General features: G+C 65.3%; 10 protein-coding genes. 7 read left to right on the top strand and 3 right to left on the bottom strand.

Annotation, left to right across the window (positions count from 1 at the left end; translation table 11 throughout):
- The first annotated feature begins 298 nt into the window (after positions 1-298).
- Entirely contained in the window at positions 299-1,504 is a 1,206-nt protein-coding gene (locus GGD66_RS10320) for an extensin family protein (RefSeq protein ID WP_018318653.1), read from the top strand.
- A gap of 43 nt (positions 1,505-1,547) precedes the next feature.
- Here GGD66_RS10320 and GGD66_RS10315 read toward each other — a convergent pair whose 3' ends face one another.
- Positions 1,548-1,883, bottom strand: a complete 336-nt coding sequence (locus GGD66_RS10315; RefSeq protein WP_183257580.1) for a DUF6665 family protein — start codon at positions 1,881-1,883, stop codon at positions 1,548-1,550.
- A gap of 44 nt (positions 1,884-1,927) precedes the next feature.
- Entirely contained in the window at positions 1,928-2,563 is a 636-nt protein-coding gene (locus GGD66_RS10310) for a TetR/AcrR family transcriptional regulator (protein WP_183257579.1), read from the bottom strand.
- Positions 2,564-2,759: 196 nt separating this feature from the next.
- Between GGD66_RS10310 and GGD66_RS10305 the strand changes: the two genes are divergently transcribed.
- From GGD66_RS10305 to GGD66_RS10285, 5 genes are all read left to right on the top strand, one after another.
- Positions 2,760-4,073 (top strand): HlyD family secretion protein, encoded by a 1,314-nt coding sequence (locus tag GGD66_RS10305; RefSeq protein WP_092253495.1) that lies wholly within the window; start codon positions 2,760-2,762, stop codon positions 4,071-4,073.
- A 29-nt stretch (positions 4,074-4,102) separates the two neighbouring features.
- Positions 4,103-5,686 carry a DHA2 family efflux MFS transporter permease subunit gene (locus tag GGD66_RS10300; protein ID WP_183257578.1) on the top strand — a complete coding sequence of 528 codons (1,584 nt, stop codon included), beginning with the start codon at positions 4,103-4,105 and terminating at the stop codon, positions 5,684-5,686.
- Positions 5,687-6,205: 519 nt separating this feature from the next.
- Positions 6,206-8,005, top strand: a complete 1,800-nt coding sequence (locus GGD66_RS10295; protein ID WP_183257577.1) for an ABC transporter ATP-binding protein — start codon at positions 6,206-6,208, stop codon at positions 8,003-8,005.
- 102 nt (positions 8,006-8,107) lie between these two features.
- Positions 8,108-9,514 (top strand): MATE family efflux transporter, encoded by a 1,407-nt coding sequence (locus GGD66_RS10290; RefSeq protein WP_183257576.1) that lies wholly within the window; start codon positions 8,108-8,110, stop codon positions 9,512-9,514.
- Between the two features lie 74 nt (positions 9,515-9,588).
- Positions 9,589-10,860 carry an O-antigen ligase gene (locus tag GGD66_RS10285; protein WP_183257575.1) on the top strand — a complete coding sequence of 424 codons (1,272 nt, stop codon included), beginning with the start codon at positions 9,589-9,591 and terminating at the stop codon, positions 10,858-10,860.
- On the opposite strand, the gene GGD66_RS10280 is transcribed toward GGD66_RS10285, so the two are convergent.
- The gene (locus tag GGD66_RS10280; protein WP_179736387.1) at positions 10,857-11,600 is read right to left on the bottom strand and encodes a sulfite exporter TauE/SafE family protein; all 744 of its coding nucleotides are present in this window, start codon (positions 11,598-11,600) and stop codon (positions 10,857-10,859) included. The two genes, GGD66_RS10285 and GGD66_RS10280, sit on opposite strands and share 4 nt — an antisense overlap.
- Before the next feature lie 224 nt (positions 11,601-11,824).
- Between GGD66_RS10280 and GGD66_RS10275 the strand changes: the two genes are divergently transcribed.
- Positions 11,825-12,088, top strand: a complete 264-nt coding sequence (locus GGD66_RS10275) for a hypothetical protein (RefSeq protein ID WP_049814900.1) — start codon at positions 11,825-11,827, stop codon at positions 12,086-12,088.

Here is a 12,088-nt window from a genome sequence, read left to right as displayed (position 1 = left end):
CGGCCGCGATGTGGTTGATCGATGCTAGATCATGCCGAGCACGATGGCGCCAACGAACGCCATGGCGAGGTACGCGGTGACTATGCTCAGTCTCCCGGCGAACGTCATGAGGTCGCTCCCTCCGTGCGCGCCGCTTTGCGCGCGGGCATTATGGTTAACAGAGACTCTCCTCGCGAAAAAGTCAGGCTTGCTGTCGCTCGGTCCTGCCGACTCCAGGCGCGCGCCGGCCCGTATGGTTAAAGAACTCTGAAATCAACGTGTTGAAGAGTCTTTAAGTAAATTCACCGAACGTGCGTGCATGACGCGCGGAGTTCGTTTGTATCTCGTCGGCTCCATCGTCCTTGTTTCGCTAGCGGGTTGCGGACGCGGCTTCTTCCAGGCCGAACGCGAACCGTGGCGGGCCGAGGCCGAAGCCGCATGCCTGAAATCGGGCGCGGTGAAAGAGGGGCCGGATCTCGTCCGCATCGACCCGATCTCCGGGCCCGGCATGTGCGGCGCCGAGTTTCCGCTCAAGGTCGCCGCCATCGGCGAAGCCTCGAGCAGTTACGGCTTTGCCGACGAGGAGCTGCGCCCGCCGGGCAGCATCGGCGGCCAGCCGCGCTGGCCGGTGACGCAGCCGCGGTCGAATTACCCCCAGAGCCAGAATTATCCGGCATCGTCCTATCCGCAACGATCGAACTATCCCGAAAGCGCGGTGCGCCAACCCTCCGGCTATGGCAGCTCGAGCGGGCCGGTGTCACTGAACGCGCCCGGCGTGGCGGCGCAGGAGGACGAGATCGACCTGCCGCCCGATGGCACCGACGCCGCGGGAGCGGCACGCTACATGAATGCGCCGAGCTATCCGGCGCGGCCTGCACCTTACTCCCAGGCGCCTGCGCAGCAGCCGCCGCCGCGCCTTGGCCCGGCGCAGGGCAATCCCGTCACGGCCGTCGGTCCGGTCGCGATCAAGCCGACCGCGACGCTCGCCTGTCCGATCGTGTCCGAGCTCGACCGCTGGCTCGCCGACACCGTGCAGCCCTCCGCGATGCGCTGGTTCGGCGTCCGCGTCGCCGAGATCAAGCAGATCTCCGCCTATTCCTGCCGCGGCATGAACGGCAATCCGCATTCTCACATCTCCGAACACGCCTTCGGCAACGCGCTCGACATTTCCGCCTTCGTGCTCGCCGACGGCCGCCGCGTTACCGTGAAGGATGGCTGGCGCGGCATGCCGGAGGAGCAGGGATTTTTGCGCGACGTGCAGTCGGGTGCCTGCGCGCATTTCACCACGGTGCTCGCGCCGGGGTCGAACGTCTATCACTACGATCACATCCACGTCGATCTGATGCGCCGTGCCAGCCGCCGCCTGATCTGTCAGCCCGCCGCCGTCTCCGGTGAAGAGGTCGCCTCGCGTGCGCAGTCGCGCAGGCCGTACGCGAATGCGCGCGAGCCTTCCGTGACCGGCTCGCTCGGTGCGCGCAAGAGCACGGGGCACAAGCGCGAGGAAGACGACTACGCCGACGATTAGACGGAGCAGTTGCTCTTGTAGCTGCGCTCACGGAGGCTACGATCTACTTCGGCTTCGCCGGTGCGGGGACCAGCCCCATGCAGAGCTGCACCTCGCCCGGCACGTTGTAGGTTCGCATGATATGGCGGCTGTCGCGCAGACCGGACGCCTCACGCTGCACCACGAACATCCAGAGCGCCTGGCCGGCTTCCAGCACGAGCTTGCGCCGCGCCGGCTGCATCGATGCCGGCAGCTCCGAGCGCGCGTGCGCGGCGTCGAACTCGCGCAAGCGCGTCAGTGCCTGTTCGAGTGTGCGGCCCATCCGTCCAAGCGCGGAGGCCTGTTCCTGGACGATCTCGTAATGGAGGATATCGACGGGCGGGCGAAGATCACGGGACATGGCCGCAAATATAGGGCCGCCTGACTGGTCTGCGCAACGCGCCGCTACTTCGCCTTATACGCGGCCAGGAACATCCGCGTCGCGCTGTCGACCACCTCGGTCATGCGCTCTTCCGACGGCGCGGGCGCAGCCTGGAACACGAAGGGCAGGAACAGCGAGGCCTTGCACAGCTCCATGAACTGCGACGCTGCGAGGTCGCAATCGTCGATCCTGAGATCGCCGGAGGCGACATGGATCTTGAGATAATCGGAGAGGCGGTTGATGGTCTTGTCCAGCACTCGCGCATAATAGCGGCGGCCGACATCGGGCATGCGCTCGGCGATCGCCATCACGGTGCGGATCGCCGATCCGCCGCCGGGCCGGCAGAGCAAGTGGATGTAGGCCCGGCCGAACTCCTTCAGCGTGGTCTCGGCATCGCGCGCGGGATCGAAATTGAACACGACCTGGCCGAACTGGAGCGCCTCCTGCTCGAGGATGGCTTCGAACAGCGCGCTTTTGTCGGCGAAGTAGACGTAGAGCGTGCCCTTGGAGACCTGTGCGGCGCGCGCGATCTCGCCCATGCTGGCGCCGTCGAAGCCGAGATCCATGAACACTTTGCGGGCGCCATCCAGGATCTGGCGACGTTTGGAGCCGTCCTCCTCCTGGATGACGTGCAGATGATCGCGGCCGGCTACAACCATTGGTTCAGGGTCTCGGCAGGTTTTTGAGTCGGGTTTGCGGCCATGAAACCCGAATAAAGGATTCTCGTCAGTAGGGTCCGGCCGGGATTATTATGTATATTGACCGAACCGTTCGGTCAATGATATTTGGATTAGCGAGAGGGAACAGGCCGCACGCCGGCTGTCCCTTTGATCGCGCTTTTTTGGGGAGGCCTTTATGGCCGTATCGAGAGATCAGGCCGCGCGCGTCCTTCGCCAGGAAACGGTGGAGGAGCACGCGGACGGTGATGCCGCGATCGAGAACGCTGCCCCCCTTGCCGAGCAATTGCGCGCTCACGTGGCCGAGGAAGCCAAGCGCCGCACTGCCGAGGCGCCGGAGAAGCCCGCGACCGACAAGCCGGCCGCATCTGCGCCGGAGGCACCCGCTGCCGGCGCTCCCAAATCCGGCAAGCGCAAGTTCGTCCTGATGGGCGTCGGCCTCCTGCTGGCGCTCGCGGCCGCGAGCTATGCCGGCTACTACACGCTGGTTGGCCGCTTCTACATTTCCACCGATGACGCCTATGTCCGCGCCAACAACACCATGCTGGGCGCGCGCGTCTCCGGCCACATCGCCTCGATCCTTGCCGGCGACAACACGACCGTGAAAGCGGGCGACATTGTCTTCCGCATCGACGAGGGTGACTACAAGATCGCGGTCGATGCCGCCGCGACCAGGATCGCGACCCAGCAGGCCACCATCGATCGCATCGGCCGCCAGGTCGCCGCGCTCGACAGCCAGGTGGCGCAGGCCAAGGCACAGCTCGTCTCGGCCGAGGCCGGCCTCAAGCGCGCCGATCTCGACTATGAGCGCCAGCAGGCCCTGAGCAACAAGGGGTTTGCCTCGCGCGCCACCTTCGAGAGCTCGGAAGCCGGACGCGACCAGGGCGCCGCTGCGGTCAAGGCCGCGCAGGCCGCCTACGACGTTGCAATCAGCAATGTCGATGTCGCCAAAGCGCAGCAGGCCGAAGCGCAGGCCCAGCTCGCCGAGCTCAAGACCACGCTCGCCAAGGCCGAGCGCGACCTCGCCTTTACCGCGGTGCGCGCGCCGGTCGACGGCACGTTCTCCAATCGCCTCGTCAACACCGGCGACTTCGTCGCGGTCGGTCAGCGCCTCGGCAACATCGTGCCGCTGGACGCCGTCTATATCGATGCCAATTTCAAGGAAACGCAGCTCAAGCGCATCCGTCCCGGCCAGTCGGTGACGATCAAGGTCGATGCCTACGGCATGCGCAAGTTCTCCGGTGTCGTCGACAGCATTGCGGCGGGTGCGGGCTCGGTGTTCACTCTGCTGCCGCCCGACAACGCCACCGGCAATTTCACCAAGATCGTGCAGCGCGTGCCGGTCCGCATCCGCGTGCCGAAGTCGGTGGCGAAGCAGAACCTGCTTCGTGCCGGCATGTCGGTCTATGCGACCGTCGACACCAACAAGGGCGCGGCCGACGCCGACAGCGAGGTCGACCTCGACGATCCCACCGCGATCCACCCGCAGTAGCCACAGCCTGAGCGCTGCGAGGTCAGACCATGGCCAACGCCACCACCGCTTCGCCCGCCATGATGGCCGATCCCGCTTCGGAGCGCATCGCGCCGAAGCGGCTGTTCGCGTTCATCATCATGGTGTTCGGGATGTTCATGTCGATCCTGGACATCCAGATCGTCTCGGCCTCCCTGAGCGAAATCCAGGCCGGATTGTCAGCGAGCTCCAGCGAGGTCTCCTGGGTTCAGACCGCCTATCTGATCGCCGAGGTCATTGCGATCCCGCTGTCCGGATTCCTGTCGCGCGCCTTCGGCACGCGGTTGTTGTTCGCAATCTCGGCGGCCGGCTTCACCGCCTCGAGCCTGCTCTGCGGCTTCGCCACCACCATCGAGGAGATGATCCTCTGGCGCGCTCTGCAGGGTTTCCTCGGCGCCGGAATGATCCCGACGGTGTTCGCCTCGGCCTATACCGTTTTTCCACGCTCCAAATTCCACATCGTCGGTCCCATCATCGGGCTGGTCGCGACGCTGGCCCCAACCATCGGGCCGACGGTCGGCGGTTACATCACCGACCTGATGTCGTGGAACTGGCTGTTCTTCATCAACGTCGTACCCGGCATCGGCATCACCCTGGGCGTGCTGGCGCTGGTCGATTTCGACGAGCCGCATTTCGAGCTGCTCGACCGCTTCGACTGGTGGGGTCTCTTGTTCATGGCCGGCTTCCTCGGCACGCTGGAATATGTGCTGGAGGAGGGGCCGCAATATGAATGGATGCAGGATACCTCGGTCGCAATCTGCGCCTGGATCTGCGCGATCTCGGCGATCGCCTTCTTCTGGCGCGTCTTCACGGCGGCCGAGCCGATCGTCAACCTGCGCACCTTCTCCAACCGCAATTTCGCGATCGGCTGCGTCCTGCAGTTCTGCATCGGCATCGGCCTCTACGGCCTGACCTACATCTATCCGCGCTATCTCGCCGAAGTGCGCGGCTACAGCGCGCTGATGATCGGCGAGACCATGTTCGTCTCCGGGATCACCATGTTCCTGGTGGCGCCGTTGGTCGGCCGCCTCATGGTGAAGGTCGACATGCGCTACATGATCGCGTTCGGCCTCGTCGTGTTCGCGATCGGCTCCTACCAGATGACCTGGATCACGCGCGACTACGATTTCTACGAGCTGCTGGTGCCGCAGATCCTGCGCGGCATCGGCATGATGTTCGCGATGGTGCCCACCAACAACATCGCGCTCGGCACGCTGGCGCCTGATAGGGTGAAGAACGCCTCGGGCCTGTTCAACCTGATGCGCAATCTCGGCGGCGCGGTCGGACTAGCGGTCATCAACACCGTGCTCAACGACCGCACCGATTTGCACATCACCCGCCTGCAGGAGCGCGTGACCTGGGGCAATGCGTCGGCGACTGAAACCCTGACCATGTTCATGCAGAAGTTCCAGGGCCTCGGCGATTCCACGTTGATGGCGATGAAGCAGCTCTCCCAGCTCGTGCACCGCCAGGCCGTCGTGATGAGCTTCGGCGATGCCTTCTTCGTGCTGACGCTGTTCTATCTCGGCCTCACCCTGCTGGTGACGCTGCTGAGCAAGCCGGCCCCAATGACCGGCGGCGGCGACGCGCATTGATGTTGCCACACACGCGGTGTCGTCGTCCGGCTTAACCGGACGATCCAGTATTCCAGAGGCCGGCGTTGGTGAACTCGCTCTCACCACATCCGCCGCGGCGTACTGGATGCCTCGCTTTCGCGGAGCATCACGGCGGAGGGTGGGACGGCTGTGGAGCGCACCAAGGCCGCCCACACCAAATTGCAACACTCATCCGTGATCTCGCGCGAGCCCCGTTGCAAGTCGCAAACGACACATCTATAAAGCGCACCTCATTCATTCGAACCGGGGAGAGATTTGCATGATTTCGTCGCTTTCGCAGATCGTACGCCCGCGCTCGATGATGTTCTGGTTCGGTATGTACGCGGCCTGTTAGAGGCCTCCTCCGCCAGTTTCGATTGGGCCAAGTTTTCGACCAAGCGTCCCGATCGCTTTCTTTCCCAAGCCAAAGCCAACCTTAAGTGACGCCGTCTCGGCCCTCGCGGCCGGCCTATGTCCATCGATGGAGCCGGCCCGCGCCAAAGGCGGCCGGATGATGTCATGACCGCTCTGTCAAAAAAGCCCGCGGCGATCCGCCTGGTGCTGCCCTTCGTATTCCGGCACTGGCTGAAGCAGCCGGGACGGGGGCTCATCGTGGCCGGCGGCCTGTTGGGTGCGACCATTGCCGACCTGTTCATGCCGGTCTTCTCGGGCCGGCTGGTCGATGCGCTGACGCGTGGCCCGTCCGATCCCGATGCGCAGCATGCCGCCCTGGTTGCCTTCGGCGCCATCGTGGCGCTGGGCGCAGCCTCCGTGGCGCTGCGGCTGGCCGGCCTGCAGGCGATCGTGCCGTTCACGCTCAAGACCATGTCGGACGTCGCACAGGAGGCCTTCATCCGTGTGCAGCGCTTCTCCACCGACTGGCACGCAAACTCCTTCGCGGGCTCCACCGTGCGCAAGATCACGCGCGGCATGTGGGCGCTCGACCTGCTCAACGACACCATCCTGATGGCGTTGGCGCCCTCGCTGCTGGTGTTGATCGGCTCGATGGTCCTGATCGGGTTGCATTGGGCCTCGCTCGGCGTGGTGATCGCGGTCGGCGCGTTCTTCTATGTCACCATCACCGTCGTGTTCTCGACGCGCTACATCGCGCCGGCCGCCCGAGTCTCCAATGCCTGGGACACCAAGGTCGGCGGCACGCTTGCGGATGCCCTGACCTGCAACGCGGTGGTGAAGTCGTTCGGCGCGGAAGCGCGCGAGGATACGCGGCTCGCCCGCGTCATCAACCGATGGCGCGTGCGGGTGCGGCGGACCTGGCTGCGCTACAACTACACGTCCATGGCGCAGCTGTCGCTGCTGCTCTGCCTCCGCACGTCCGTGATCGGCGGCGCGGTGCTGTTGTGGATGTCGGGACATGCCTCGCCTGGCGACGTGACCTATGTGCTGACCAGCTACTACATCATCCACGCCTATTTGCGTGACGTCGGCATGCACATCAACAACCTCCAGCGCTCGGTCAACGACATGGACGAGCTGGTGGCGATCCATGCCGAGCCCATCGGCATCGCCGATGCAACCGATGCGCGGCCGATCGCGATCGAGGGCGGCGAGATCGTGTTCGACGACGTGACGTTCCATTATGGCGGCCATCGCGCGCCGCTCTATGACGGGCTGTCGGTGACGATCCGGGCCGGTGAACGTGTCGGCCTCGTCGGACGCTCCGGCTCCGGCAAGACGACCTTCGTCAAGCTGGTGCAGCGGCTCTACGACGTCACCGGCGGCCATGTGCTGATCGACGGGCAGGACATCGCTCTGGCGACGCAGCAATCGCTGCGCAGCCAGATCGCGATCGTGCAGCAGGATCCGATCCTGTTTCACCGCTCGCTCGCCGAGAACATCGCCTATGGCCGGCCCGGCGCCAGCCTCGAGGCGATCGAGCAGGCGGCGCGGCTCGCGAACGCGCACGACTTCATCCTGCGCCTACCCAAGGGCTACGGCACGCTGGTCGGCGAGCGTGGCGTGAAACTGTCGGGCGGCGAGCGGCAGCGCGTGGCGTTGGCGCGCGCGTTCCTGGCGGACGCGCCGGTGCTGATCCTGGACGAGGCGACCTCGAGCCTCGATTCGGAATCGGAGGCGCTGATCCAGGAGGCGATGGAACGGCTGATGAAGGGCCGCACCTCGATCGTGATCGCGCACCGGCTGTCGACGGTGCGCAGCCTCGATCGCATCCTGGTGTTCGACCGCGGCGAGGTCGTCGAGCAGGGCACCCACGCCGTGCTCGCGAGCAAGCCTGCAGGCATCTATCGCGGCCTGTTCGAGCGCCAGGTGGTGGAGCTCGGGCGCGTCGCAGCGGCGGAGTGAGGGGGCGGCAGCGGGGCGAAGGTCGCGCCGTCACGCCGCCAAGGAATTCGTCAAGGAATGCGTCAAGGAATGCGTCAAGGAATGCGTCAAGGATGGAATGAGATGAAAGACCTGACGAACGGCTCCATCGTGAGACACATCCTGGCCATGGCACCTCCGATCATGGCCGGCATGATCTCGATCATGATCTGCCAACTGGTCGATCTGTACTTCGTGTCGGGCCTGGGCGATGCCGCCGTGGCGGGCGTCGCCGCGGCCGGCAATGCTGGCTTTCTCGTCAACGGGCTGATGCAGGTGCTCGGTGTCGGCGCGGGGGCACTGATCGCGCATGCCGTGGGACGCAAGGACCGGCCGGATGCGAACCTGATCTTCAACCAGGCGATCGTGCTGTCGGTGCTGTTCGGACTGTCGACCCTGCTCGCAGGTGCCGCGCTGTCGCGCGCCTACATGCGTTCGATCGCAGCGGACCAGGCCACGATCGAGGCCGGGACCACTTATCTGCTGTGGTTCATGCCGGCGCTCGCGCTGCAGTTCGCGACCCAAGTCATGGGGGCTGCGCTGCGCGCGACCGGTATCGTGCGTCCCACCATGCTGGTGCAGGCGTTTGCCGTGGCCATCAATATCGCGCTGGCGCCGGTCCTGATCACGGGCTGGGGCACCGGTCATGCGCTCGGGGTCGCCGGTGCGGGGCTGGCGAGCTCGATCGCGGTCGCCATCGGCGTGCTGGTGCTGCTGGCGTATTTCCGCAAGGTCGAGCGCTATGTCGCTTTCAATCCGGCGCAATGGCGCCCGCAGCCGCACCATTTGAAGCGCATTCTCAATGTTGGCCTGCCGGCCGGCGGCGAGTTCGCGATGATGTTCATCTTCATGGCGGTGGTCTATTACGTGCTGCGCGATTTCGGCGCGGCGGCGCAGGCCGGCTTCGGCATCGGGCAGCGCGTGCTCGGCCTGATCAACATGCCGGCGCTTGCGGTCGGGCTGGCGGCCGGGCCGATCGCCGGCCAGAATGTCGGCGCAGCCAACGCTGCGCGCGTGCGGGAAACTTTCGTCAAGGCCGCCTTGATCGTCACGATCGCGATGACCGGCTTCATGATCCTTGCGCAAGTGAAGCCGGAGCTGCTGCTCGCCGGATTCTCGAACGACCGCGAGACCATGGACATCGCCTACCTGTTCCTGCGGATCATCTCGCTCAACATGGTCGCACAGGGGCTGATCTTCACCTGCTCGAGCATGTTCCAGGCCCTTGGCAACACCAGGCCGGTGCTCTTGAGCTCGGCGACGCGCGTCTTCACCTACTCGCTGCCGGCGATCTGGCTGTCGACGCGGCCGGGCTTTCGCATGGAGTACGTCTGGTATTTGTCGGTCGCGGCGACAATGTTGCAGGCGGGCTTGAGCCTGTGGTTGCTGCGCCGCGAGTTCAGGAAGCGCCTGACTCCGGCGCCGAAGGAGAAGGCCCCAGAGCAGGCGAGCGCCGAACCCATTGTGCCTCTCGCCCGCGAGCCTGCGTAACGGTGGCTTGTTCCATCCCGGCTGCTCCGGCTAACTTGCCGGGCGGTTGAGGATGGTGGGCTGCAGAAGGGCCAATGACCGGAGTGACCAACGAGCCGCGGGCGGCGTCATGGCTCTCCGCGATCTGGGCGGCGCGCTATCGCACGCCAGCCCGCTTCGTTGCGCTGATCGCGCTGCTGCTGCCGTGGACCACGACCGGGCTGATCTTCGCGCTCATACCCTGGCTGATCGCGTTCGCATTCGTCGATCTTCGCGCGTTTCCACGTTCGCTGCTTCGCCCGATCTGCCTGCTGCCGATCGCGCTGGTCGCGCTCGCCGCCGTCGGAACGCTCTGGTCGGATGCGTTATGGCCGGAGCGAATCCACGCGATCGGGCCGGCGGCGAAGCTGCTGGTCATTCCGCTCCTGATCTACCAGTTCGAGCGCTGGCCCTACGGCCATTGGGTGTTCTCTGCCTTCCTGACGTCCTGCGCGGCCTTGATGCTCTATTCCTTCGCCGTCGCCTTCGACCCCGCACTCTCGCTGAAGCTCTATCTGTCGCGTGGGCCTTTCAGGGCCGAAAGCGGGATCGCAGTGCGCAACTATATCGACCAGAGCCAGGAATTCGCGCTCTGTGCGCTCGCGCTGGTCTATCCGATCGTGTCGCTGCTGCGACAACGCCGCGCCGCCACCGCGGCGCTGTTCGCGGTGCTCGCGATCGGATTCCTCGCCAACATGATCTTTGTCGTGGTCTCGCGCACGGCGCTGGTGACGCTGCCGATCCTGGTAGTGCTGTTCGCTCTGCTGTATCTGCGCCTGCGTGCGGCGCTGCTTGCCGCGGGCGCGATGGGGCTGCTGGCCGTGCTGCTCTTTGGCGTGTCGCCGCATCTGCGCATGACGGTTGCGAAGTTTCAGGCCGATTATGAGACGAGCGTGCAGGATCGTCAGGTCAGCGGCATGGGTTCACGTCTGGAATACTGGCGGAAGTCCCTTCGCTTCATCGCCGATGCGCCGCTGGTCGGCCATGGCACCGGCTCGATCCGCGGCCTGTTCGCAAGCGTGGCCGCCGATGCGAAGATCGATCCGCTGCGCGGCGAGGTCGTCAGCAACCCGCACAATCAGACCCTCAGCGTAGCCGTGCAGTGGGGCGTCGTCGGTGTCCTGATCCTCTACGCGCTCTGGTTTGCGCATCTCTCGCTGTTTCGCGGCGCGGGGCTGGCCTGCTGGATCGGCCTACTGGTCGTGGTGCAGAACATGCTGACCTCGCTGCTCAACACGCATTTGTTCGACTTCACGCCGGGCTGGGTCTACGTCCTCGGCGTCGGTGTCGCCGGCGGCATGGCGCTTGCCAGGAAGACGCAGAATTAGAGTGCGCCGAGACTGTTCCAGACGAGGGTCAGGCCCGACAGGAACAGCAGGCCGAGCACGACGTCGCCAAAATGCTTGTCGTTGAGGGCGTGATAGACGCGCGCGCCGGCCCAGGCGCCGATCAAAGTGCCGGGAAACGCGACCAGCGCCAGCCAGATCACCTTGAGCTCGACGAGGCCCGATGCGGTCTGCAGCACCAGTGCTGTCGCGAGAACCGTGAAATTGAAGAGCTGGAAGATGCCGCGCCGCTCATGCTTGTTCCAGCCGCGGATGTTGGCCCAGAGGATCGGCAGTGGCCCGGACAACCCGGCGAGGCCGCCAAGAATACCGCCGGCAAAGCCGATCGCGCCGTCGGCGAGGCGGCCGCCGAACTTGATAGCGAGCGGCCTCTTGTTCAGATAGAGCGCGCTCGAGAAGACCAGAATCAAAATGCCGACGCTCAGCTTGAACACTTTTGGATCGGCGGAGGCGATCAGCATGGTGCCGAGCGGGACGCCGATCAGACCGCCGATCAGGAACGGCCAGACCAGCGAGAGATCGAAGCTCTTCCACATCGAGGGCAGCGTCGAGGTTTGCGCGATCACCGAGCAGATCAGCACCAGGGGCACCGCGAGCGAGGGCGGCAGCACGTAGAGCCAGATGCCGAGCGCCATCAGTGCCGTGCCGAACCCGGCCAGGCCCGAGACGAAGCCGCCGGCCAATGCGCCGAGCAACAGCAGCGCGTAGGTGAGCGTTTCCAACAGAATGTCCTCGTCGCCGGGGCGATCCCGAACTGTTGATCGCCGTCGCCCGCATAGCATGCTTGCTGCTGTGCAAGTCAATCCGCCCTGCACGCAAGCGTGATCTGCGACGCCGGGCGTTCGCGAAAGACACGCCTACATGACGGTCGTACTTCAAATCGGGGCCCGCCGCCGCCATCTGAGCTCGGATCGGACGGCCCCGAAAGCGACGATGGAGAATGACCATGACCCGCACTGAAATCGCCGCTGCAGCCGCGCTGTTGGCGGCCGCCTTGATGCCGACAATGGCCCAGGCGCAGCTTTCAGAGCCTGCGGCCTATCAGGCCGCTCATCCCGACCGCGACGTGCTGAATGGCGGCCAGCTCACGCCTGCGGCGCGGGCGGCTCTCGGTCAGCGGGGCGCGCCCAGCGATGCATATGCTTTGCAGGCCTATCCGTCGCCTGGGGCACCGGTCGTGCGCTCCGGCCATCGCCGTCATCGTCGATGA

The organism is Bradyrhizobium sp. CIR48 (assembly GCF_014198315.1).
Lineage (GTDB): Bacteria > Pseudomonadota > Alphaproteobacteria > Rhizobiales > Xanthobacteraceae > Bradyrhizobium.
This window is presented reverse-complemented; position numbering and strand designations above follow the sequence as displayed.